Origin of the sequence: Listeria tempestatis (assembly GCF_963575625.1) — a bacterium.
GTDB lineage: Bacteria > Bacillota > Bacilli > Lactobacillales > Listeriaceae > Listeria > Listeria tempestatis.
Genome location: NZ_CAUYTK010000001.1, coordinates 360005 through 383907, shown reverse-complemented (window position 1 = coordinate 383907; position 23903 = coordinate 360005). Strand labels below are relative to the sequence as shown.

Here is a 23903-nt window from a genome sequence, read left to right as displayed (position 1 = left end):
ACGAATGAATGAAATGTCCTACATGCAAATATAATGGTACACGCGTTGTGGATTCGAGACCTGCTGATGATGGAAACTCCATTCGTAGAAGACGTGAATGTGAGAAATGTGGTTTTCGTTTTACAACATTTGAAAAAGTGGAGGAAAGTCCGCTTATTGTCGTAAAAAAAGACGGGGCACGCGAAGAGTTTGCTCGTGAAAAAGTACGTCGTGGTTTAATCCGCGCTTGTGAAAAACGCCCTATTAGCATGGAACAACTAGAAGAAATTGTAACGGAAACCGAGCGAGAACTCCGAAATATTGGGGATAGTGAGGTTCCTTCTGACCTTATCGGTGAAAAAGTGATGAATAAACTTGCGAAGCTTGATGAGGTTGCGTACGTACGATTTGCTTCTGTATATCGCCAGTTTAAAGATATAAATGTGTTTGTTGATGAATTAAAAGAACTGATGGATAAAAATAAAAAAGGATGATAGCTGTTGAGTGAATTCTGGATGGAACTAAGACCTGTTGATGCTTATCGCGTCAAAATGAACGGTGTCATCACAAGTTTTGATCAAAAAGTGGCAACAATGCTTTACCAGCCACTTATGGGCGCAAATTGCCTTGCCGTGTATCAAACGCTTCTTGCTGAAGTCGAGGAGAATCGCTTGTGGAGCAAAGAACATGCGCATACGCAACTTCTAAACATGCTTTCTTTAAGCTTAAAGGATTTTTTTGATGCGCGCATAAAACTTGAAGGTTTAGGACTTTTAAAAACCTATGTGCAGACTGAAAATGAAGACCGCCGTTTTGTCTATGAAGTCATGCCACCACTCAGTCCAGCGCAATTTTTCAATGATGGCTTATTAAATATTTATTTGTATAGTAAAATCGGAGCGCGCCAGTATAACCGGCTACGTCAATTTTTTGCAGATGACGCCTTTTCTGAAACCAATTTTAAAGAAGTAACATGTGCTTTTCAAGATGTCTTTGAAGCGTTTCACATGAATGAAGTAGCCAATATCAAAGTGGAAAATGAAGAGCTATTTGCCAAAAATCGGCCAAAAGAAATTGAACTAGACGCTAAAAACTTTGATTTCCAAACATTTTATCAAGTTTTATCACCAAATTTAGTTCGCCGCTCTGCCATCACAAAAGAAGTAGAACTGACGATTTTAAATATGAATAGTATTTATGGCACTTTAGAAAAAGAAATGGCAAACTTTTTATATCGCGCATTAAATGCTGACGGCTCTATTAGTTGTGAACTTTTGCGGAAAATCATTCGGGACAGCTATCAAATTGAACACCGCGCACTCCCAACTTTGCAAATGAAAAAAGAAAGTACGGACGAGGCGCCTATGCTAGAAATGAACGACGAAACAGCGTTACAACTTTATCTTGAACGTGTGACTCCTTTCCAACTTTTAGTAGATATCGCGGACGGGGCTACGCCAGCTGAAACAGATTTACGTACTGTAGAAGAAGTGATGACACAACAAAACTTACCTGAACCCGTCATGAACGTGCTTATTGAATATGTTCTTTTACGTCTTGACCGAAAGCTTTCAAAAAACTATATGATGACAATTGCAGCTCATTGGAAGCGCAAAAATGTGAAGACGGCAAAAGAAGCAATGGAGCTTGCACTTTCTGAACATGAGAAATATAAACGTTTGAAGGACGAGCCGGAAAATAAAGCTAAACAAAAACGTAATTTTTCCCAAAACAAAAGAAAAGAAGTGCTTCCTGAGTGGTTTGATAAGGAAGAGACGAAACCAGCAGACAAGAAACTGTCTGACAAAGAAAAAGCGGCACTAGAAGAACAAGTGAAACGAATTAAAGAACAATTGAAAAGGTAGGTGAGTCAAGTGGATAAAATCGAACGTACACTAGGCCAGCTTTTTGAAGGACGGGACTTTGAAAAAGAATATCAACAGGTGAAGGAAAAAGTTTTATCGTATGAACCCATTCGTATTTTTTTGCTAGAAAATAAAGCGGATATTTCAGAACAAATGATTAATCAAAATATTTCTAATCTCTATGAATTTATGACGCAAGACCAAAATTTTAAAGAAAAAAAAGAAACGCTAATGCCTGGATATGCACCAAAACTTGTTCTAAACGGTGATTTTATGACGGTAACGTATTACCCGACGCCTGAAAAAATTGAACAAGATAAACGGCGTGCTGTAGAAAGACGAATTCGTTCGCTCTATATGCCAAAACAAATTGTGGAAGCCTCTCTCGACCAATTTTATACGGATGAAGATGCTCGTCAATATGCACTCGTTGAAGCATTTAATTTTTTGAAAGAGTTTAAAGCTGATAAAAATGCTGTAAAAGGGCTATACATTCACGGAAGTTTTGGCACAGGAAAGTCCTATTTACTTGGCGCCATTGCGCGAGAACTTGCATTACGTGGTGTTTCGACGACGCTTGTCTACTTACCTGAGTTCATGCGTGAAATTAAACAATCCATTTCTGACAACACAGTAGGAGAGAAGATTCAATTCGCAAAAGAAACTGAAATTTTAATGCTTGACGATATTGGAGCAGAAGCGATGACAGCCTGGACGCGCGACGAGGTTTTAGGTGCTATTTTACAATTCCGCATGCAAGAGCAATTGCCAACATTTTTCTCATCGAATTACAATATGGCGCAACTCGAAAACCACCTCACTTTTTCACAAAATGGGATGGAGGAGCAGCTGAAAGCACGACGAATTATGGAGCGTATTCGCTTTTTAGCCAAAGAAATCGAATTGAACGGCACCAACCGCAGAAATTAAAATAAAAAAAGAAAAGCTTGCAAATCATTTTCTTTGTGCGTATAATGAGTAATAATAAATCACAAGTAATGATAAGGACAACCACTTAATGGCATGTTTCAGAGACGGAGGAGTAGCTGAGAACCTCCTAACAGTAAATTAAGCTGGACCACCTTTGAACTTCTATCTGGAACGCAGTAGCAAGTAAAGATAGACGATTCGCTCTCGTTATAGGCGGCAAGAGGGAATAAGTAAGCATATCTTATTCCAAATCTTGGGTGGAACCACGAGTATATAAACTCGTCCCTTGTATATAGGGACGAGTTTTTTTGTTGTTTCTCATTCATTAGTTGTAATCTAAATAAAGGAGTAGATCACATGAAAATTTCATTTCCAGATGGCGCAGTAAAAGAATTTGATAAGGGCGTTTCAACAGCCGACATCGCAGAATCCATTAGCCCAAGTCTTAAAAAGAAAGCATTAGCAGGAAAAATTAATGGCACATTGGTGGATTTAGCGACACCAATTGAAGAAGACGGGGCGATTGAAATTGTGACTCCTGACCACGAAGATGCGCTTGGTATTTTACGTCATAGTTCCGCTCACCTTTTAGCCCAAGCGGTAAAACGCTTATATCCAGATGCTAAATTCGGCGTTGGTCCAGCAATTGACACAGGTTTTTATTACGATATTGATACAGATAGCGTACTTAGTGAAGAATCATTTGCGGCGATTGAAAAAGAAATGCAAAATATTGTGCGTGAAAACTTACCTATTTCTCGTGAAGTTGTTTCTCGTGATGAGGCGATTAAACGCTTTAAGGCTATCAACGACCCGTATAAAATTGAATTAATCGCTGCTATCCCTGAAGAAGAAAACGTTACAATTTATACGCAAGGTGAATTTTTCGATTTATGCCGAGGCATCCACGTACCATCCACTGGCAAAATCCAAATTTTCAAATTGTTGAGTGTTGCTGGGGCATACTGGCGCGGTGATAGCAAGAATAAAATGCTTCAACGGATTTATGGAACTGCCTTTTTCAACAAATCAGACTTGGCGAACTTTTTAAAAATGCAAGAAGAAGCTCGTGAACGTGACCATCGTAAGCTCGGGAAAGAGCTGGACTTGTTTGCAAACTCGGCTGAAGTGGGACAAGGGTTGCCGTTATGGTTACCAAAAGGGGCAACTATCCGCCGTGTAATTGAACGTTACATTGTAGATAAAGAAGAACGATTAGGTTATAACCACGTGTACACTCCTGTGATGGCGAACGTTGAATTGTATAAAACAAGTGGCCACTGGGATCACTATCATGAAGATATGTTTCCAACTATGAAAATGGATAATGAAGAGCTTGTTCTTCGTCCAATGAATTGTCCGCACCACATGATGATTTATAAAAATGATATTCATAGTTACCGAGAACTACCCATTCGTATCGCAGAACTTGGTCTTATGCACCGCTACGAAATGAGTGGCGCACTTTCAGGCTTACAACGTGTTCGAGGTATGACTTTAAATGACGCACATGTTTTCGTCCGTCCTGACCAAATTAAAGATGAGTTCAAACGTGTATTGGAACTGATATTAGAAGTATATAAAGACTTCAATATTAATGATTTTAATTTCCGTTTAAGTTACCGCGACCCTGAAAACACTGAAAAATACTTTGATGATGACGCAATGTGGGAAAAAGCTCAAAGTATGTTAAAAGAAGCTATGGATGAAATGGGGATGGATTATTTTGAAGCAGAAGGTGAAGCTGCTTTTTATGGTCCTAAACTTGACGTTCAAGTGAAAACTGCAATTGGTAAGGAAGAAACACTTTCAACTGTACAGCTAGACTTTTTATTACCTGAACGCTTTGACTTAACTTATATTGGCGAAGACGGGGAAAAACACCGCCCTGTTGTCATCCACCGCGGCGTAGTATCTACGATGGAACGCTTTGTTGCCTACTTGATTGAAGAGTATAAAGGGGCTTTCCCGACTTGGCTCGCTCCAGTACAAATGGAAATTATTCCAGTGAATGCAGATGCTCACTTAGCTTATGCGAAGAGTGTCCAAGATAAACTTCAACGTGCTGGTTTCCGTGTTGAAGTGGATGACCGTAATGAGAAGCTTGGATATAAAATCCGTGAAGCGCAAACTCAAAAAATCCCTTACGCTCTTGTTCTTGGGGATCAAGAAGCAGAAAGCGGCGAAGTAAATGCCCGTAAGTATGGTTCGAAAGACTCCGAAACAATAAAACTAGAAGACTTTATCCAAAAAGTGCTTCAAGAAGTAAATAAATATTAAGTGAATGCGCTTTTCCTGCAATTGCTGTTGTGGGAAAAGCGTTTTTCCGTTATACTAGAACGAGATTAGAAAAGCGAGGGCTTAAATTATGGATGTAAATAATGTAGAACTTGTCATTAGTGCGGTTTGGCAAGAGCAATATCCGGCAGACTCTTTGCCTGAATTTGCACTAGCAGGGCGTTCTAATGTTGGAAAATCTTCATTTATCAATAAAATGATTCGCCGAAAAAGCATGGCACGTATTTCACAAAAACCGGGCAAAACACAAACACTTAACTTCTATAAAATTGAAGAAAAATTTTATTTTGTTGACGTTCCAGGCTATGGTTTCGCAAAAGTTTCAAAACGCGAGCGTGAAAAATGGGGCGAAATGATTGAAACATATATTACTTCGCGTGAACAATTGCGTGCGGTCATTCAAATTGTTGATTTAAGACATAAGCCAACAAATGACGATGTAATGATGTATGAATTTCTTAAATATTATCACATACCTGTTATCATCATTGCGACAAAAGCGGATAAAATTCCGCGCAGTAAATGGCAAAAACATGCTAAAATTGTGCGCGAAACACTTGATTTTGATAAAGAAGATGATTTCGTAATGTTCTCTTCTGAGACTGGCATGGGAAAAGAAGAGGCATGGAAATTTATTGAACAGAAGATGAGCTGAATGACTATCATTTAAGCTCATTTTTCTATTACAGATAATAATTTTAAAAAACCAGCTAATTGAACTTACACTAACTAAAATGATAAAATAAAAATATCTCATTTGTAGGGGGACTTTTAGATGTACATATTGTCTGTCGGACTTAACCATAAAACGGCACCAATCGAGATTAGGGAGAAACTTGTCTTTCGGAGTGATGAAGAAGAACTCGCACTCTCTGCACTTAACAAAGAGAAAAGTATACTTGAAAATGTGATTATTTCAACATGCAATCGAACTGAAATTTTCGCTGTTGTCGATCAAATTCACACAGCGCGTTATTATATGAAACGTTTTCTTGCCAAATGGTTTCAAGAGGATATTGATATACTCGCGAACTATCTCTTTTTTTATGAGGAAAAACAGGCTGTTTCGCATCTTTTTGAAGTCACTTCAGGGCTTGATTCACTCGTTTTAGGTGAAACGCAAATTTTAGGTCAGGTCAAACACGCTTTCCAATTGGCGCAATCTACTGGTACGACTGGAACGCTATTTAATCAGCTCTTCCCTGCAGCAATCCGCTTTTCAAAAAAAACGCATCATGATACGCGTATCAATGAAAATGCTGTTTCTGTTAGCTATGCTGCCGTTGAAGTTGCAAAATCAATTTATACAAATTTAAATAAACAATCCGTTTTATTACTTGGTGCCGGAAAAATGAGCGAGCTTGCCTTAAAAAATTTAACTGGAAGCGGCGTCGAAAGGGTTACCATAATGAACCGTACAGAAAAAACAGGTCTAGATCTTGCTCATCAATTTCACGCTTCTTTTTCGCCAATACAAGATTTAGATAAAGAAATGGAAAAAGCCGATATTATCATTGTTTCAACAGGAGCAAATGAATTCGTTGTAACCGAAAGCATGGCTAGAAAAGTTGTTTTAAATCGGTCAAAGCCACTTCTTATTATTGATATTGCGATGCCGCGAAATGTAGATCCTATGTGCGCAGAATTACCTCACATCTTTTTATACGATTTAGACGATTTAGACGGGATTATTTCAGCAAACACAAAAGAGCGCAAACAAATCGTTAAGGCTTTAGAATCTGAAATTGAAGCTGAAACTGCTGCCTTTTTTGAATGGGAAAAGCAGTTAGGTGTTGTTCCGTTAATTCGTGAACTTCGGGAAAACGCATTGCAAATTCAGTCTGAGACAATGAAGAGTTTGGAGAATAAGCTTCCAGGGTTGACGGAACGGGAGTATCTGTTAATTGGTAAACATATGAAGAGCATTATTAACCAACTTCTAAAAAATCCCGTATCTGAGATTAAAGAAATGTCTATTGATGCCGATTCTGAAACAAAAATTCAACTATTTAAAGAAATTTTTGGCTTACAAATGGCGGAATCTTCACAGCAAGCTAAAGAAATGAGGAAAACGTATGAAACGTGAAATAATTGTTGGCTCCAGAAGCAGTAAACTCGCTCTAACACAAACAGGTCATGTTATTAGCGCACTAAAGGAAAAATTCCCGGATGCTTCGTTTAAAATTCATGAGATTGTGACAAAAGGCGACCGTATTTTAGATGTTACATTGAGTAAAGTCGGCGGAAAAGGACTTTTCGTTTCAGAAGTTGAGCAAGCTTTAGTGGATAAAAAGATAGATTTTGCTGTTCATAGTATGAAAGACGTACCTTCTGAACTGCAAGAAGGCTTAATAATTGGTGCCATCCCAAAAAGAGAATCTCCCTATGATTGTGTTGTTTTTGCAAAAGAAAATAGTTTAGATGAGCTACCTCATGGCGCGATTATTGGAACAAGTAGCTTACGACGTGCTTCCATGTTAAAACGCTATCGCGCAGATTTTCAAATCAAGTTTATACGTGGCAATATCGATACTCGCTTAAAAAAGCTGCATACAGAAGACTTCGACGCGATTCTCCTAGCAGAAGCAGGTTTAGCGCGCATGGGTTGGCTTTCTGATGAAACGCTAAAACGCCAAACTCTTGATGTTGAAACTTGTTTACCCGCAGTTGGACAAGGCGCCTTGGCAATTGAATGCCGAAACAATGATGAGGAACTAAAAACGATGCTAAGCGCCATTCATAATGCAGAAACGGCATTTTGTGTTCAAGCTGAACGTACCTTCTTAAAAACATTGAATGGTGGCTGTGAAATCCCAATTGCTGGTTTCGCTCAAAAAGAGGCACATGGACTTTCCTTCACAGGCTTTGTTGGGAGTGCTGACGGAAGGACGCAATTAAAAGTTCAAAAAAGTGGTGATGTTCCAGAAACAATTGGCACAGAAGCGGCGAACATACTTTTAGAACAGGGCGCAAAAGAGCTAATTGACGAGCTGCGTTCGCTATGAAAACGGTCATTTTAACACGTGAAGCAGCAAAAAATCTGGAAGCGATTCGAAAGATAGAAACAAATGCGATTCGTGCCATTTCGATACCATTAATTGAAACGCGTCCACTCCGTATAGAAGAAAATATAATTCTTGATGATTATGATTGGCTGTTTTTTACAAGTCAAAATGCTGTTTATTATTTTTTTGACCACTTTAAAATTTGGCCAAAATCACTCAAAATTGCTGTAATTGGAACACAAACGGCGTTAGCTTTAGAAAAATTTGGTTTAGTTGCTGATTTTATTCCAAACAAGTTTGAAACGGATGTTTTTATTTTTGAGTGGCTTCAATTTATAAGTGGAAATCCGGCGGTGCTTTTTCCGCAAAGTTTGAAAGGGCGAAGCGTTATCCCCGTTTTATTACAAAAAAGAGGGGTTTCAGTGAGGCGGATTTTTTTATATGACACGGTTATGCCTGAAGCAGCGCCTACACAGCTGCGTGCCGCAATGGAAAGTGAGAGCAATTTTTACATGACTTTCGCAAGCCCATCTGCATGGAAAAATTTCAAAAAGATTTTTAAGAAAAACGCTGTTCAAAAGGCTTTTAAAATTGCTTCGATTGGTCCTGTTACAAGCGAAGCCATCGAACGAGATGGTTTCAAAGTAGATGTCCAACCAGCAACTTATACAATGGATAGCTTAATAAAGGAGATAGAAGATGATAAATTTTGATCGACATCGCAAACTAAGATCGTCTGTTGCAATGCGTGATTTAGTTCGTGAAAACAACTTAACAATGAACGATTTTATATATCCGCTTTTTATTAAAGAAGAAGGCGATGAGGTAACCGAAGTAGCCTCTATGCCTGGTGTATTTCAATACCCTCTTTCTGCGTTAAAGCAAGAGATAGAAAGTGTTGTTTCGTGTGGTATCCAAGCTGTCATTTTATTCGGCATTCCTTCTGAAAAAGATGCAATTGGAACAGGTGCCTTTCATTCACATGGCATCATCCAAAAAGCAACACAACTTATTAAAGAAGCTTTTCCAAATCTTCTTGTCATCGCCGATACTTGCCTTTGTGAATTTACAGATCATGGGCATTGCGGTCTTGTTCAAGGTGAGCGGGTTTTAAACGATGAATCTCTCGAAATTCTTGTTCAAACAGCCGTCAGCCAAGCACGTGCAGGTGCTGATATTATTGCGCCATCTAATATGATGGACGGCTTTGTCCAAGCCATTCGCAGTGGTCTCGATGAAGCTGGCTTTGAAAATATTCCCATCATGTCGTATGCCGTGAAATACGCTTCGGCCTTTTATGGTCCGTTCCGCGACGCTGCAGATGGTGCACCACAATTTGGCGACCGAAAAACCTATCAGATGGACCCCGCAAATCGTCATGAAGCCTTTTTAGAAGCCAAAAGTGATGAAAAAGAAGGGGCAGACTTTATTATCGTTAAACCTGCTTTATCCTATTTAGATATTGTTCGTGATATCCGGAATGAGACGCATCTTCCTGTTGTTGCATACAATGTAAGCGGAGAATATGCCATGGTGAAAGCCGCTAGCCAAAATAATTGGATTGATGAAGAAAAAATCGTGATGGAGATGCTACTCAGTATGAAACGTGCGGGAGCCGATTTGATTATCACGTATTTTGCTAAAGACGTTGCTACATATTTAAACAAACTGGAGGGATAAGATTGGATTTTTCAAACTCGAAAAAAGCTTTTACTGAAGCCTTAAAGCTAATGCCGGGTGGTGTCAACAGCCCTGTTCGGGCATTTAAATCAGTCGACGCAACACCCGTTTTTATGGACCACGGAACAGGCGCCTATTTAACTGATATTGATGGTAACAATTATATCGATTATGTTTTATCATGGGGACCACTCATATTAGGACATGCAAATCCAAATGTGGTCGCAGCTTTAACAAAGACAATCCAAAAAGGTACAAGTTTTGGGACTCCAACAGAAATCGAAAATGAATTAGCCAAACTTGTAATCGAACGTGTGCCATCAATTGATATTGTACGCATGGTTTCTTCAGGAACAGAAGCAACGATGAGCGCTATTCGCCTAGCAAGAGGCTACACAAAACGCGATAAGATTTTAAAATTCGAGGGTAGCTACCACGGTCATGGTGATTCTCTTTTGATTAAAGCAGGGTCTGGAGTTGCGACGCTCGGTTTACCAGACTCCCCCGGTGTCACAAGCAAGCTCGCCGAAGACACGATTACCGTTCCGTATAACGATTTAGAAAGTGCGCGCCTAGCTTTTAGTCATTACGGTGAACAAATTGCGTGCGTTATTGTAGAACCTGTTGCTGGAAATATGGGTGTTGTTCCACCCATCGCCGGTTTTTTAGAAGGACTCCGCGATTTGACTACAAAATTTGGTAGCTTGCTAATTTTTGATGAAGTCATGACTGGATTTCGTGTTGATTATTATTCTGCTCAAGGCTATTACGTTGTAACGCCAGATTTAACATGTCTTGGTAAGGTAATTGGCGGTGGCATGCCAGTTGGCGCTTACGGCGGGAAACGTGAAATCATGGAACAAATTGCTCCAGCAGGACCTATTTATCAAGCTGGCACATTGAGTGGCAATCCATTAGCAATGACAGCTGGCTATGAAACAATTTCTCAATTAACCCCGCATCATTACGATCAGTTTCGCAGTTTAATTAAACGAATGGAAGAAGGGCTGACAAGTATTTCGGCTAAATATGATGTACCCCTTTCAATTAACAAAGCTGGTTCTATGTTCGGCTTTTTCTTTACAGATAAAAAAGTGACGAATTTCGATGAGGCAAAAACAAGTGATTTAAATTTCTTTAGCGCTTATTACCGTGAAATGTTGAACCAAGGCATTTTCCTGCCACCATCTCAATTTGAAGGTATTTTCATTTCAACAGCCCACACTGAAAAAGAAATCGATAAAACACTTGAGGCTTTCGAACAAACATGTAAAATACTGAAAGCTAATTGACGAAATAGCCTCATTTTGGTAAACTACATGTATATTCTATATGGCTAAAAAGCTTGGAAGAGGAAGAGTAAATTATTTTCGTTTTTTAGAGAGAAAGTGGTTGGTGAAAACTTTCATACGAAATAATTGAAGGTAGCCTTGGAGCTGCTTTTCTGAACTAAAGTAGGAAAAGCCGGTGAAACTCATCGTTAAATGAATGAAGTGCTCAATTTTTTTGAGTAAAAAGGTGGTACCGCGATTCCAAACTCTTTTCGTCCTTTTATAAGGATGAAAAGAGTTTTTTATTTGACAAAATAGGAGGTTTTAAGATGGAAAACCAAAATGAAATTGAGATGCCAACAAAATATGAACCTAATAAAGTGGAAGCAGGTAAATATAGTTGGTGGCTTGAAAATGATTTTTTCAAAGCAGAGGGAAATTTAGAAAAAGAGCCGTATAGTGTTGTTATTCCGCCACCAAACGTGACTGGAAAACTGCATCTAGGACATGCATGGGACACCACTTTACAAGATATTATTACTCGGATGAAAAGGATGCAAGGTTTTGATACATTATATTTACCTGGTATGGATCACGCAGGGATTGCAACTCAAGCAAAAGTGGAAGCTAAATTAAAAGAATCGAATATAAGTCGTCATGACATTGGTCGTGAGAAATTTCTTGAAAAATCTTGGGAATGGAAAGAAGAATACGCTTCTTTTATTCGTGAACAATGGGAAAAGTTAGGTTTAGGACTAGATTACTCGAGAGAACGCTTCACACTAGATGAAGGTCTTTCTGATGCTGTGAAAAAAGTCTTTGTTTCTTTGTATAAAAAGGGCTTAATTTACCGAGGACAGTATATTATTAATTGGGATCCAGTTGCTAAAACAGCTCTTTCTGATATTGAAGTTATCCATAAGGAAGTGGAAGGAAACTTCTATCATTTAAAATATCCTTTATCTGATGGCTCTGGTTATTTAGAAGTAGCTACTACTCGTCCAGAAACTATTCCTGGTGATACAGCAGTTGCAGTACATCCAAAGGACGAACGCTATGCACATTTAATTGGAAAAACTATTTTACTCCCCATCTTAAATCGAGAAATCCCAATTGTTGCAGATGAGTATGTAGAACGCGACTTTGGTTCTGGCGCCGTTAAAATCACACCGGCTCATGATCCAAATGATTTTGAAGTAGGGAACCGTCATGATTTACCACGAATTATTATTATGAACGAAGACGGTACAATGAATGAAGCTTCTGGCAAATATAATGGCATGGATCGTTTTGAGGCACGTAAGGCAATTATTCAAGATTTCAAAGCGCTTAATCTGTTTATCAAACAAGAACCTCACATGCATGCAGTAGGGCATTCAGAGCGTACTGATGCTGTTGTAGAGCCATATCTATCCATGCAATGGTTTGTTAAAATGGAACCTCTAGCGAAAGCTGCGCTTGCAATACAATTAGAGGAAGACTCAAAAGTTAATTTCGTACCAAATCGCTTTGAAAAAACGTATACGACTTGGATGGAGAACATTCATGATTGGTGCGTATCTAGACAATTATGGTGGGGGCATCGTATTCCTGCTTGGTATCACAAGCAAACTGGCGAAATCTATGTTGGAGAAGAAGCGCCAGAAAGCGTATCTGATTGGGAACAAGATGAAGATGTATTAGATACTTGGTTTAGTTCCGCACTTTGGCCTTTTTCAACAATGGGATGGCCAGACACTGATGCACCTGACTATAAACATTTCTTCCCGAATCATACATTAGTAACAGGGTATGATATTATTTATTTCTGGGTATCACGCATGATCTTCCAGTCTGTGGAATTCACTGGGAAGCGCCCATTTAAAGATACACTCATTCATGGTCTTGTGCGTGATGCAGAGGGACGTAAGATGTCTAAATCTCTTGGCAACGGTGTAGATCCAATTGATGTAATTGATAAATACGGTGCTGACTCACTTCGCTACACTTTATCAACAGGAACTTCGCCAGGACAAGATTTAAAATTTAGTTTTGAGAAGGTCGAAGCATCTTGGAACTTTATAAATAAAATTTGGAACGCTTCAAGATTTGCGCTAATTAACATGGATGGATTAAAATATGATGAAATTGATTTATCCAACATTGTAGAAGTAAGTGATAAATGGATTTTAACTCGTTTGAATGAAACAATTGAAACCGTTACTGTACTTTCTGAAAAATACGAGTTTGGTGAAGTAGGGCGGACTTTATATAATTTCATTTGGGATGAATTTTGTGATTGGTATATCGAAATTGCGAAAATCTCTTTATACGGCGAAGACATGCAAGCAAAGAAAACAACTCGTTCTGTTCTTGCGTTTGTTTTGGATAACACAATGCGGCTGCTTCACCCGTTTATGCCATTTGTGACAGAGGAGATTTGGCAAAATTTACCACATGTAGGAAAATCTATTACAATTGCCACTTGGCCAAAAGTAAATGAAAAGCAAATTGATCGTGAATCATCCGAAGCAATGAAAACTTTAGTTGACATCATTCGAGCAGTGCGTAATATCCGCGCTGAAGTTAATACACCTTTAAGCAAACAAATTAAAATAGAACTTAAACCAGCTAATCATAAATTTAAAGCTATTTTAGAAGAAAATATATCTTATCTTGAACGCTTCTGTAATCCTGAAACATTGACTATTTCCTTTGACTTGAAACCATCTGACTCTGCGATGACTGCAGTTATTTCTGGTGTAGAAATCTACTTACCACTCGATGGTTTAATTAACATTGAAGAAGAAATCACCCGCCTAGAGAAAGAACTTCTGAAGTGGAATCAAGAAGTAGCACGTGTTCAAGGCAAGTTGTCAAATGAACGCTTTATTTCAAAAGCTCCAGAAAAAGTTGTTGCTGAAGAAAGAGCAAAAGAACAAGATTATTTAACTAAAAAAGCTTCTGTTGAAGAACGTATTGCAAATTTGAAGAAAAACTAAGCTAAACGGCAGTCTTACCGAATAGGATAGGGCTGCTTTTTTAAGGGAGTTGATATATTTGGAGTTCACTTCATATGACAAAGCTTTAGACTGGATTCATGGCACATTACGTCTAGGAATTAAACCCGGACTTTCTCGAATGGAAAAGATGTTAGACATGCTTGGTCATCCAGAAAAAGAGACAAAGTGGATTCATGTCGCTGGAACTAATGGCAAAGGTTCAACATTAACATTTCTCCGTTCGGTTCTTGAAGCAGAAGGATATCGAATTGGGACGTTTACTTCCCCGTATATCGAACGTTTTAATGAACGTATTTCTGTCAACAATGAACCTATTTCAGATGATATGATTTTAAAGTTGGCTAATCGCGTAGCTCCTTTAGCTTCAGAACTTGCTAAAACTGATCTTGGACCTCCATCAGAGTTTGAAATTATTACAACGATGATGTTTCTCTATTTCGCTGACTATGATCAAATTGACTTTGGCATCATTGAAGTTGGTTTAGGAGGTCGTCTCGATTCGACAAACGTACTTACGCCACTTATCTCTGTCATAACAACAATTGGACTCGACCATATGGAATTTTTAGGCAATTCGCTTGAAGAAATCGCATTTGAAAAAGGCGGTATTATCAAACAAAGCGTTCCAGTGATATCAGGTGTGACCCAACCAAACGTCATTGATGTACTACAGAAATTGGCAGATAAAGAAAATGCTCCTTTTTATTATTATGGTAAAGATTTTAATTCCAAAAATATTGCAAAAAACGCTTTTACTTTTTATACGGAAAAACTAGAACTTCCAGATCTTGTAATTGGATTAAAAGGGCACCACCAAATTCAAAATGCTTCTGTTGCCATTCAAACTTTGCTTATTCTAAAAGAAGAAAAACTCATATCTTTAAATAAAAATTCCATTTATCAAGGTTTAGAAGAAGCATTTTGGGCGGGAAGGCTTGAGACAATTCAGGGAATGCCTGATTTCGTCTTAGACGGTGCACATAATCCAGAAGGAATCCAGGCACTTATGAATCATCTAAAAGGCGAAGAACATGTAGAACTTTTAATTAGTATTTTAAGTGATAAAGATTATGGAAGCATGATTCAATCCTTAAAAAAACTTCAACAGATACGCCTTCATCTTACAACTTTTGATTTTCCAAGGTCTTTTTCTAAAGAAGATGTAAGAAGAATTTCAAAAGAATATGGAATAAATGCAGTTCCAAACTGGAAAGAATTTATATCTGAAAAACAAGCAACAAAATCGACTTCTACAGTTTACATTTCTGGTTCACTTTATTTCATTTCAGAAGTTCGAAAGTTTTTATTAAATAAAAACTAAACAAGCTATTCTCCTCCGAAACGGGGGAGTTTTTTTAATATAGATTATCAAAAAATAAAAAGCAAATGTTGAAAATGATTCTTCTTAAAAAAGTCTCTTTAAAAATAATCTTTTTAGCTAAGCAATTCTGATAATTTCAGATAAAAAGTACTTCTAAAATGGATTTTTACCCATATGACTTTTATAAAAAATACTGTTAAAATCTAGAAAAAATGGAGGTCCTGATAAATTGAGCTATATACTTGTTTTCATTTACAGTTCGGTCTTTGGTTCTTTTTTACACGTCTGCGCACAAAATATACCACAAAAGAAACCTTTTTTATTCCGTCTTTCTCATTGTGATTATTGCAAACAGAAGATTTCATTTAAACAGATGATTCCGATTTTTTCATATTTCATTCAGAAGGGAAAAACAATTTGCTGTGAAAAAGCGTTATATAAGATGTATCTCTGGCAAGAAATTACCTTTCCAGCCCTAATGCTTATTATGTATCAGTTCTATCTCATGCATTTTATAGGTATCATTCACTTCATTATATTTCTATTTTTATACTATTTTCTTTTGACTGATATTTATTTTTTACATGTCCCTAACGCTATACTGGGATTTTTTCTGATAGTGACGCTCATTTTCCAACTCTTAAACAGAGGAATTATATTTGTCATTAGTCAATTTATAATTAGTCTTGTCGCTTATAGCATCTGTTATTATTTTGCCAAAAAAGGGTTTGGATTAGGAGATATTAAAGTATTAATCATCCTAGGTGTAGCTGTTGGGTTTGTAGCAAGTTATAAAATATTTATCTATGCACTTATAATTGCTGCTATTTCTTTAGGAGTCGCTTATCTAGCTAATAAAATCTCCCGAAAAAAAATGATTCCTTTTATCCCTTTTATATTTTTAGGATATTTAAGTTATCTATGTTTGAAAGTTGGCGGATTTGAATGAATTTGAAATTAGATGACCAACCTCGAGAAAAATTGGCAAAATATGGCCCAGATGCGCTGACTCTTTCAGAATTAATTGCTCTAATTATTGAAACTGGAACAAAAAACGAATCTGTTCTTTCTGTCGCAAATCGGATTGTTATGCGTTTCCGTGAACTCGATAGCGTCCAGCATGCTACAATTGAAGAATTTCAAAAAATAAATGGTATTGGTCTTGCAAAAGCAGCAAAAATTGTTGCAGCTCTTGAAATGGGAAAAAGGCTAAATCAAAATGAGAAAAGCACTACTATTATAAAAACTCCATTTGATGCAGTTTCAATTGTACAGCCAGAACTTAGCTTTCTATATCAAGAACATTTCCACTGTGTTTTTTTAAATGTCAAAAATCAAATTATCCATCGGGAAACCGTATTCATTGGCAGCTTAAATATTAGTGTAGTACATCCACGTGAAGTTTTTCGGATTGCGCTAAAATTATCTGCCGCCTCACTTATTTGCTTTCATAATCATCCGTCTGGTGATCCAACACCTTCACAAGAAGATATTCGAGTCACGAAACGACTTGCCAATTCCGGAGAACTATTAGGTATTCGTTTGCTAGATCATATCATTATTGGGAGAAACAAACATCTTAGTATGAAAGAAAAAAAGTATTTTTAAAGAAAACTATAATTTTATTTCTTCTTATTTAAAAATTGATGCCGCAATGAAACAGTTATGTTATAATAAAATGGTTGTATATGTGTTGAGATAGAGATAGTGGCACTCGAGGGATAAGGTAAACTTCATTTTTGAACTGTGCAAATGTGTCAGCTTCATTATTACTTATACAAAAGTTTAATTTTTGAAAGAAAAGGAGAATACAGATGTTTGGATTTGGAAACAAAGATATCGGCATTGATTTAGGAACTGCGAATACACTTGTATACATGAAAGGGAAGAGTATTGTTTTAAGAGAGCCTTCCGTAGTTGCAATGAAAAAAGATACTCAAGAGATTGTGGCCGTTGGTAATGAAGCTAAAAACATGATTGGCAGAACACCGGGTAATATTGTAGCTATTCGTCCAATGAAAGATGGGGTAATTGCGGATTATGATACTACAGCAGCAATGATGAAGTATTATATTCAAAAAGCAAGTAAAGGCATGAGCGCAAGTAAACCATTTGTCATGATTTGCGTTCCTTCTGGTATTACTGGCGTAGAAAAACGTGCAGTTATTGATGCGACAAGGCAGGCTGGTGCAAAAGATGCTTATACAATTGAAGAACCATTTGCTGCAGCTATTGGCGCTGGACTTCCTGTTTGGGATCCAACTGGTAGTATGGTCGTTGATATTGGTGGAGGTACTACTGAGGTAGCTGTCATTTCTTTAGGTGGTATTGTCACAAGTCGTTCAGTTCGCACTGCTGGGGATGATCTTGATGAATCTATCATTAATTATATTCGTAAAAAATATAACTTACTTATTGGAGATCGTACAGCTGAATCCATTAAAATGGAAATTGGTTCTGCTGATGCTACCAATCTGGATTTAGAACCTTTCAGCATTCGTGGTCGTGATCTTGTTACTGGATTACCGAAAACGATTGAAGTGACACCTGAAGAGGTTAGCGAAGCTTTATCTGATACAATTTCAGCTATTATTGATGCGGTTAAGAGTACGCTTGAAAATACACCGCCTGAATTGTCGGCTGATATTATGGATAAAGGGATTGTACTTACTGGTGGTGGAGCGTTATTACGTAATCTAGACTCTGTCATTTCTGAAGAAACAAAAATGCCGGTAATTATTGCGGATGAACCGCTTGATTGTGTGGCAATTGGGACTGGGAAAGCACTTGAAAATATGGATTTATATAAAAAGAAAAAAATGAACTAAATGGAACACTCATTTATTTCAACTAGAAAGTGTTAGCTTCAAATCGAAAAAAAGAGGATTAACGAGATGAGGTGTTCATTATGCCACAATTTTTTCTAAATAAGCGTTTAATTATCATGCTGATAGCTATCATTGTTCTTGTGGCCCTTGTCGGTTTTTCTCTCAGAGACAGAGAAAATGCATCGTGGCCCGAACAATTTGTCAAAGATGTGGTTGGTTTTGGAGAGAATATTGTTTCAAAACCAGCAAGTTTTGTTTCTGGTGTTATAAGTGGCGCACAAGATTTAAAAAACACTTATACTGAGAATGAGCATTTAAAAAAACGTTTAGAAGAATTGGCACAACTGGAAAGTAATGTTGCAGATTTACAAAAGGAAAATAAAGAATTAAAGGATTCACTTAATATCCAATCGAGTTTAAGCGATTATGACCCTATAAATGGCTCAGTCATTTCGCGAAATCCAACAAATTGGAATGAGCAAGTTGAAATTGATAAAGGTTCAAGAGATGGTGTGAAACCGGATATGGCTGTTGTTACATCAGGCGGGCTTGTTGGTCGAATAACGACTACTGGTGCAAAATCATCAACTGTTGAGCTTTTGACATCTTCTGACACACGTAATCGTGTTTCTGCAATGGTTCAAGGAAGTGCATCTGCTTATGGCATTATTAATGGTTATGATAGTGATACTAAATTGCTAGAATTAAAACAGTTGCCATATGATATGAAGTTTACGAAAGGCCAAAAAATTGTGACTTCGGGTCTTGGCGGAAAATTCCCTTCTGGCATTTTCATTGGAACAATTGAAAAAGTGGAAACTGATAAAATGGGATTATCACAAACTGCTTATGTGAAGCCTGGAGCTAATATGTATGATTTAAATCATGTAACAATTTTAAAACGTACAGCGGAAACTTCTACATCGAGTGATGAAGATACTGACTCGACTGGGGGCAATTAATCATGAATGTCAAAAAAAATATTTGGCTTCCAGCAATCATGGTTGGTACTTTTATTTTAGAAGGTGTTGTTAGTCTCCAATTTGGACAAGAATTGTTTGGAGAAGATAGGTTATTTATCCCTCATTTTCTTCTTATCATGTTAATCATTATGACAGCCTTCTACAAACGGAATACAACTCTTATTTATGCATTCGTGTTAGGTCTTTTATTTGATATTTACTATACAGGTGTGATGGGCATCTACTTTGCGATTTTCCCGTTCATTGTGTATATAACAGATAAATTCTTGAAAGTTTTGCAGAATAATATTGTTCTAGTTGGGTTAATTGCTGTTTTTAATGTTATATTAAGCGAAGCACTTGTGTATGCTTTTTATTATTTAATCGGAACAACAACAATGAGTTTAGCTGAGTTTATTGACTATAGATTGTGGACAACACTTATATTAAACTTTGCTTTTTTTCTAGTTGTATTCTTTCCGTTCCGCTATTTCTTATTCAAATTAAAAAAATCTGAATCCTAATAAAAGCAGCTAAAATCGTGCGAGTTATTATCAAGTATTGAAAGTTCTGCACTTGATAAGCACGAGTTAGCTGTTTTTTTATGTTAATGAGATGAAAGTTCTGCTATAATAAAACAAGCAATCGGTTTTAAGAAAACGAGTTTAGCGGGGTGATAGGGGAATGAAGAAGAATGTTCAAATGAAAGGAACAAAAGAAGGTATTCAAATTTTCTTAAGCGACACTGCAAGCATTGATGAATTAGAAGTGGAATTAATTAGTCTTTTAAAAGAACAAAAAACAGCACCTTATTCTGGCGAGAAGCTTTCAGTCCAAGTGCAAATTGGGAATCGTCTTTTCTCAGAAATAGAAGAGGCTAGCATTGCAAAGATTATTGCGGAAAATAGCCAGATGAAGATTGGTGCTTTTTATAGTAACGTGATGACGAAGTCAGATGCAAAAAAATGGAAAGAATCCGATCAAATCTATTCACTTGCAACTATCATTCGTTCTGGACAAGTTATTCAAGCAACTGGTGATGTGCTTCTTATCGGGGATATTAATCCTGGTGGACAAATAAGGTCAACTGGAAATATTTTTGTTTTAGGGCAGATTAAAGGCATCGTGCATGCAGGGTTTGAGGGCAATGAAAAAGCCATTGTTGCGGGTAAATTTTTATATCCTTCACAAATTCGTATTGCGGATAAAGTTTTTGGTTTTGATAGTGAAGATTATAAGGATGTTGTGGATACAGAACTATTTTCAGCCTATATTCATAGTGATGCAATCATAATTGATGATATACATAAAATTAGAAAAATTAGACCTGAAATTTCGAATTTTGAGGGAGGACGATAAACATGGGTGAGGCTATAGTCATTACTTCTGGGAAAGGCGGCGTTGGAAAAACAACTTCAACCGCCAATCTAGGAACAGCTCTTGCGCTTCAAGGCAAAAAAGTTTGCTTGGTCGATATGGATATTGGCCTTCGAAACTTAGATGTTATTCTTGGGCTGGAAAATCGTATTATTTATGATTTAGTAGATGTCATTGAAGGGAGATGCAAGATTCATCAAGCTTTGGTTAAAGATAAGCGTTTTGATGACTTACTTTTCCTTTTGCCAGCTGCACAGACTACTGATAAAACTGCTGTTAGCGCTGATCAAATGAAAGCATTAATTGATGAGCTTAAACCAGATTATGATTATGTTTTGATTGATTCGCCTGCTGGAATTGAAACTGGTTATAAAAATGCAGTAGCTGGCGCTGACCAAGCAATTGTTGTAACAACGCCTGAAATTTCTGCAGTTCGTGATGCAGATAGAATTATTGGCTTACTTGAAAAAGAAGATATTGAGCCACCAAAATTAATTATTAATCGGATTCGGACACAAATGATGCAAAATGGCGATGTAATGGATATAGATGAAATTACAACGCATTTATCAATCGAGCTATTAGGTATTATCATTGATGATGATGAGGTTATTCGTTCTTCAAATAGTGGTGATCCCGTTGCTATGTTGCCAAATAATCGGGCATCACAAGGGTACCGAAATATCGTGCGACGCATCCTAGGTGAGTCAATTCCACTTATGTCGATTGAGACCAAAAAAGAAGGTTTTTTTGCACGATTAAAAAAACTTTTTAGTGGTAAATAATAGATGAGATAGCCCTCTGAAAAGGGGGCTTTTTTTAAAGAAGGTGGGAATTTTCATGGCGCAACTTATTATTAATGCAAAAAATACAGAAAAGCGAATGGCGGTCGTGCAGGATAAACAATTAGTTGATTTCCAACTTTTCCGACCTAGCCAAAACGCTCAAGTAGGTCATATTTTTTTAGCGCAAATTGAAAAAATTGATAAAAAATTAGATGCTGCTTTTTTAAACCTCGGTTCAGAAAAAGGCTTTTTACACTTAAAAGACCTGCCAAACTCCATGGTTTTAACACAAGGTATGCGCGTACTTGTTCAAGTTGTTCGAATGGGTTCAAAAACAAAATTGCCTCTTGTCACTGGAATCCTGGAAGTTTCAAATTCTTATCTCGTTTATATGAAAGGGAAGGAGTATTTGTCAGTTTCAAAACGCATAAATGAAAATGAAAAAACGAGGTTACAGGAAATAATGACCCCTGTTTTAATGCCCGAAGAAGCGGTTATTATTCGTTCTGATTCAGAAAATTTGACGGAAGCAGAGCTTGTTTCACACTTTGAAGAGCTAAAAAAAGAGTTTGCTTTACTTGAGCAGAAAGCAGCGAAACAAAAGCGGCTAGGGCTTATTCATGCGTCAGAAGATTTATTTTTTGAAAAAATCACACGTTTTAGAGATGCTTACGAAATTAAAGAAGTTTTCTCTGATATTTCGCTTCCGTTTGCTACAAAATTAGTCACGGACAATGATATTTTCGATACTTTTAAGCTAAATACTAGCCTTACTAAATTGCTACAACCCATTGTTCATCTGAAAAATGGTTCTTCCTTGTTTATTGAAAAAACCGAGGCGATGTGGGTCATTGACGTGAATTCTGGAAGCTTTTCTGGCGACTTTACAAAAGAAAATACAGTTGCAAGAGTGAATTTTGAAGCGATTCCCGAAATTTTACGTCAAATTCGCTTGCGCCAAATTAGCGGATTTATTGTGATTGACTTTATCGGTGGTATGTCATCTACAGACCATGCAAAACTTTTAGAAGAAATGGAACATATGGCAAAAAAAGAGCTAGTAACGACACAAATTGCTGGTTTTTCTAAAACAGGACTTATGCAACTAACACGACGAAAAAAAGAAGCGTCTCTTCTTGAGAGAACTACCGAAATCTGTCCGAGTTGCAAGGGAGTCGGGCATGTAACATCTGCTGATTCACTTGCCTATGAGCTTGAACGTGAGCTTAAAACCTTTGATCTTAATTCACTTAATTTTATTTTAATTGTAACGACTGAAGCTGTTTTATCTGCCTTTTTAGACTTAGACGTTTTACCCGATGCACCCATAGATTGGGAAATTGCAGATGAAATAATCCCGTTCTACCAGATTACCCGAGTAGAATAAGGATTGACACTAGAAGCTTCGTATGATATTATTTTACTGTTATGTTTGTAGCGCACCACGCTACAACCGCGCAGAATTGGGTTAAGTGCATTTTTGCCCCCAACGATGGCGAGTCTGAGTATGAGGAGGTGCAAGTATGTACGCAATTATTGAAACTGGTGGGAAACAAATCAAAGTTGAAGCAGGCCAAGAAATCTATGTTGAAAAATTAGCTGGAGAAGTTGGTGATGTGGTTACTTTTGATAAAGTTCTTTTTGTTGGTGGCGACGCAAGCAAGGTGGGAGCTCCTTTCGTTGAAGGGGCAACTGTTACGGCTAAACTTACTAAGCAAGGTCGTGCTAAAAAACTTACGGTTTATAAATATAAACCTAAGAAGAACTACCACAAAAAACAAGGTCATCGTCAACCTTACACAAAATTAACAATTGATGCAATCAATGCTTAATTTGAAAGGACGAAACCATGATTCAAGTCGATATTAATTGGAAAAATGAACACATTGTATCATTTATCATGAAGGGACATGCTGATTTTGCTGAAAGTGGGAGAGATCTCGTTTGTGCAGGAGCATCATCAATTGTTTTTGGAATGATTGGTGCTTTAGAAGATATGGAAGGCGTTCCTCCAGTTTTTGAAGAGGAATCTGGCTATCTCTTTTATACAGTTCCAGAAGAATTTGTTTTAAATGAACGCGTTCAAATCCTATTAAATGGAATGGTGAATCAACTTAGGTCATTAGCGTACAGCTATCCTGATCATATTAAAATTAACTCCAAATAGGAGGTGTATTTCATGTTAAAATTTGATATTCAACATTTTGCCCACAAAAAAGGCGGTGGTTCCACTTCCAATGGTCGTGATTCCGAGTCTAAACGTCTAGGAGCGAAACGTGCAGACGGTCAATTCGTTACTGGCGGTTCAATCCTTTATCGTCAACGTGGAACAAAAATTTATCCAGGAACTAACGTAGGTCGTGGAGGCGATGATACACTTTTCGCTAAAACAGACGGCGTAGTACGTTTTGAACGTATGGGTCGTGACAAAAAGAAAGTTAGTGTTTATCCTGCTGCGCAAGAAGCGTAAGATTAAAACCGAGGTGTTTTTCACCTTGGTTTTTTTATGTGAAAATAAAAACATTACTCTTTTTAAACGCTCAGCAAGAAAGGAATTCGTTTTTTAAAATGTGAAAATTTTAGCAAGTTCATTCGTTGAC

The 23903-nt window shown here is 37.3% G+C and carries 23 protein-coding genes and 3 other annotated features; all 23 genes read left to right on the top strand.

The features are described from left to right. Positions 1 to 8 precede the first annotated feature (8 nt). The 23 genes from nrdR (at position 9) to rpmA (ending at position 23773) form a co-directional block, all read left to right on the top strand. Entirely contained in the window at positions 9 to 473 is a 465-nt protein-coding gene (nrdR, locus tag R8923_RS02065) for a transcriptional regulator NrdR (protein WP_485871093.1), read from the top strand. Positions 474 to 479: 6 nt separating this feature from the next. Continuing rightward, positions 480 to 1844: a replication initiation and membrane attachment family protein gene (locus R8923_RS02060; RefSeq protein WP_485871092.1), complete on the top strand. Its 1365-nt coding sequence runs from the start codon at positions 480 to 482 to the stop codon at positions 1842 to 1844. Between the two features lie 9 nt (positions 1845 to 1853). Next, on the top strand, positions 1854 to 2774 hold the full coding sequence (dnaI, locus tag R8923_RS02055; protein WP_485871091.1) for a primosomal protein DnaI: 921 nt from the start codon (positions 1854 to 1856) through the stop codon (positions 2772 to 2774). Between the two features lie 59 nt (positions 2775 to 2833). Beyond that, positions 2834 to 3064, top strand: a binding site (T-box leader). 67 nt (positions 3065 to 3131) lie between these two features. Further along, positions 3132 to 5054, top strand: coding sequence for a threonine--tRNA ligase (gene thrS / locus R8923_RS02050; protein WP_485871090.1), 1923 nt, complete (start codon positions 3132 to 3134; stop codon positions 5052 to 5054). An 88-nt stretch (positions 5055 to 5142) separates the two neighbouring features. Further along, positions 5143 to 5727, top strand: a complete 585-nt coding sequence (gene yihA / locus R8923_RS02045; protein ID WP_485871089.1) for a ribosome biogenesis GTP-binding protein YihA/YsxC — start codon at positions 5143 to 5145, stop codon at positions 5725 to 5727. 120 nt (positions 5728 to 5847) lie between these two features. Then, positions 5848 to 7158, top strand: coding sequence for a glutamyl-tRNA reductase (hemA, locus tag R8923_RS02040; RefSeq protein ID WP_485871088.1), 1311 nt, complete (start codon positions 5848 to 5850; stop codon positions 7156 to 7158). Next, positions 7148 to 8077, top strand: coding sequence for a hydroxymethylbilane synthase (hemC, locus tag R8923_RS02035; protein WP_485871087.1), 930 nt, complete (start codon positions 7148 to 7150; stop codon positions 8075 to 8077). The genes hemA and hemC overlap by 11 nt, the downstream gene beginning before the upstream one ends. After that, positions 8074 to 8790 carry a uroporphyrinogen-III synthase gene (locus tag R8923_RS02030; protein WP_485871086.1) on the top strand — a complete coding sequence of 239 codons (717 nt, stop codon included), beginning with the start codon at positions 8074 to 8076 and terminating at the stop codon, positions 8788 to 8790. Before hemC ends, R8923_RS02030 begins: the two co-directional genes overlap by 4 nt. After that, entirely contained in the window at positions 8777 to 9757 is a 981-nt protein-coding gene (gene hemB / locus R8923_RS02025) for a porphobilinogen synthase (protein WP_485871085.1), read from the top strand. The genes R8923_RS02030 and hemB overlap by 14 nt, the downstream gene beginning before the upstream one ends. Before the next feature lie 2 nt (positions 9758 to 9759). After that, the gene (gene hemL / locus R8923_RS02020; RefSeq protein WP_485871084.1) at positions 9760 to 11049 is read left to right on the top strand and encodes a glutamate-1-semialdehyde 2,1-aminomutase; all 1290 of its coding nucleotides are present in this window, start codon (positions 9760 to 9762) and stop codon (positions 11047 to 11049) included. A gap of 45 nt (positions 11050 to 11094) precedes the next feature. Further along, positions 11095 to 11311: a binding site (T-box leader), on the top strand. Between the two features lie 46 nt (positions 11312 to 11357). After that, positions 11358 to 14009, top strand: coding sequence for a valine--tRNA ligase (locus R8923_RS02015; RefSeq protein ID WP_485871083.1), 2652 nt, complete (start codon positions 11358 to 11360; stop codon positions 14007 to 14009). A 58-nt stretch (positions 14010 to 14067) separates the two neighbouring features. Next, entirely contained in the window at positions 14068 to 15351 is a 1284-nt protein-coding gene (locus R8923_RS02010; RefSeq protein WP_485871082.1) for a bifunctional folylpolyglutamate synthase/dihydrofolate synthase, read from the top strand. Positions 15352 to 15580: 229 nt separating this feature from the next. Continuing rightward, the gene (locus R8923_RS02005) at positions 15581 to 16300 is read left to right on the top strand and encodes a prepilin peptidase (protein ID WP_485871081.1); all 720 of its coding nucleotides are present in this window, start codon (positions 15581 to 15583) and stop codon (positions 16298 to 16300) included. Further along, positions 16297 to 16959 carry a RadC family protein gene (radC, locus tag R8923_RS02000; protein ID WP_485871080.1) on the top strand — a complete coding sequence of 221 codons (663 nt, stop codon included), beginning with the start codon at positions 16297 to 16299 and terminating at the stop codon, positions 16957 to 16959. Before R8923_RS02005 ends, radC begins: the two co-directional genes overlap by 4 nt. A 206-nt stretch (positions 16960 to 17165) precedes the next feature. Next, positions 17166 to 18179 (top strand): rod shape-determining protein, encoded by a 1014-nt coding sequence (locus R8923_RS01995; protein WP_485871079.1) that lies wholly within the window; start codon positions 17166 to 17168, stop codon positions 18177 to 18179. A gap of 80 nt (positions 18180 to 18259) precedes the next feature. Beyond that, positions 18260 to 19141 carry a rod shape-determining protein MreC gene (gene mreC / locus R8923_RS01990; RefSeq protein WP_485871078.1) on the top strand — a complete coding sequence of 294 codons (882 nt, stop codon included), beginning with the start codon at positions 18260 to 18262 and terminating at the stop codon, positions 19139 to 19141. Between the two features lie 2 nt (positions 19142 to 19143). Continuing rightward, positions 19144 to 19665 carry a rod shape-determining protein MreD gene (gene mreD, locus R8923_RS01985; protein WP_485871077.1) on the top strand — a complete coding sequence of 174 codons (522 nt, stop codon included), beginning with the start codon at positions 19144 to 19146 and terminating at the stop codon, positions 19663 to 19665. Between the two features lie 160 nt (positions 19666 to 19825). Next, positions 19826 to 20500, top strand: coding sequence for a septum site-determining protein MinC (gene minC / locus R8923_RS01980; protein WP_485871076.1), 675 nt, complete (start codon positions 19826 to 19828; stop codon positions 20498 to 20500). Between the two features lie 2 nt (positions 20501 to 20502). Then, positions 20503 to 21303: a septum site-determining protein MinD gene (gene minD / locus R8923_RS01975; RefSeq protein WP_485871075.1), complete on the top strand. Its 801-nt coding sequence runs from the start codon at positions 20503 to 20505 to the stop codon at positions 21301 to 21303. Positions 21304 to 21358: 55 nt separating this feature from the next. After that, the gene (locus R8923_RS01970) at positions 21359 to 22690 is read left to right on the top strand and encodes a ribonuclease E/G (protein WP_485871074.1); all 1332 of its coding nucleotides are present in this window, start codon (positions 21359 to 21361) and stop codon (positions 22688 to 22690) included. 54 nt (positions 22691 to 22744) lie between these two features. Then, positions 22745 to 22816: a sequence feature (ribosomal protein L21 leader region), on the top strand. 10 nt (positions 22817 to 22826) lie between these two features. Then, entirely contained in the window at positions 22827 to 23135 is a 309-nt protein-coding gene (gene rplU / locus R8923_RS01965; RefSeq protein WP_485871073.1) for a 50S ribosomal protein L21, read from the top strand. A 17-nt stretch (positions 23136 to 23152) separates the two neighbouring features. Next, complete coding sequence (locus tag R8923_RS01960) at positions 23153 to 23470, top strand: ribosomal-processing cysteine protease Prp (protein WP_485871072.1); 318 nt, start codon at positions 23153 to 23155, stop codon at positions 23468 to 23470. 12 nt (positions 23471 to 23482) lie between these two features. Beyond that, on the top strand, positions 23483 to 23773 hold the full coding sequence (rpmA, locus tag R8923_RS01955) for a 50S ribosomal protein L27 (protein WP_007475125.1): 291 nt from the start codon (positions 23483 to 23485) through the stop codon (positions 23771 to 23773). Positions 23774 to 23903 lie beyond the last annotated feature (130 nt).

Excerpts from the sequence above, each read along its gene's own strand:
- thrS (WP_485871090.1), top strand. The coding sequence starts at position 3,132 with ATGAAAATTTCATTTCCAGATGGCGCAGTAAAAGAATTTGATAAGGGC.
- radC (WP_485871080.1), top strand. The coding sequence starts at position 16,297 with ATGAATTTGAAATTAGATGACCAACCTCGAGAAAAATTGGCAAAATAT.
- R8923_RS01970 (WP_485871074.1), top strand. The coding sequence starts at position 21,359 with ATGGCGCAACTTATTATTAATGCAAAAAATACAGAAAAGCGAATGGCG.
- yihA (WP_485871089.1), top strand. The coding sequence starts at position 5,143 with ATGGATGTAAATAATGTAGAACTTGTCATTAGTGCGGTTTGGCAAGAG.
- nrdR (WP_485871093.1), top strand. The coding sequence starts at position 9 with ATGAAATGTCCTACATGCAAATATAATGGTACACGCGTTGTGGATTCG.
- R8923_RS02030 (WP_485871086.1), top strand. The coding sequence starts at position 8,074 with ATGAAAACGGTCATTTTAACACGTGAAGCAGCAAAAAATCTGGAAGCG.
- hemA (WP_485871088.1), top strand. The coding sequence starts at position 5,848 with ATGTACATATTGTCTGTCGGACTTAACCATAAAACGGCACCAATCGAG.
- minC (WP_485871076.1), top strand. The coding sequence starts at position 19,826 with ATGAAGAAGAATGTTCAAATGAAAGGAACAAAAGAAGGTATTCAAATT.
- hemC (WP_485871087.1), top strand. The coding sequence starts at position 7,148 with ATGAAACGTGAAATAATTGTTGGCTCCAGAAGCAGTAAACTCGCTCTA.
- R8923_RS01960 (WP_485871072.1), top strand. The coding sequence starts at position 23,153 with ATGATTCAAGTCGATATTAATTGGAAAAATGAACACATTGTATCATTT.
- rpmA (WP_007475125.1), top strand. The coding sequence starts at position 23,483 with ATGTTAAAATTTGATATTCAACATTTTGCCCACAAAAAAGGCGGTGGT.
- rplU (WP_485871073.1), top strand. The coding sequence starts at position 22,827 with ATGTACGCAATTATTGAAACTGGTGGGAAACAAATCAAAGTTGAAGCA.
- minD (WP_485871075.1), top strand. The coding sequence starts at position 20,503 with ATGGGTGAGGCTATAGTCATTACTTCTGGGAAAGGCGGCGTTGGAAAA.
- R8923_RS01995 (WP_485871079.1), top strand. The coding sequence starts at position 17,166 with ATGTTTGGATTTGGAAACAAAGATATCGGCATTGATTTAGGAACTGCG.
- mreD (WP_485871077.1), top strand. The coding sequence starts at position 19,144 with ATGAATGTCAAAAAAAATATTTGGCTTCCAGCAATCATGGTTGGTACT.
- R8923_RS02015 (WP_485871083.1), top strand. The coding sequence starts at position 11,358 with ATGGAAAACCAAAATGAAATTGAGATGCCAACAAAATATGAACCTAAT.
- hemB (WP_485871085.1), top strand. The coding sequence starts at position 8,777 with ATGATAAATTTTGATCGACATCGCAAACTAAGATCGTCTGTTGCAATG.
- mreC (WP_485871078.1), top strand. The coding sequence starts at position 18,260 with ATGCCACAATTTTTTCTAAATAAGCGTTTAATTATCATGCTGATAGCT.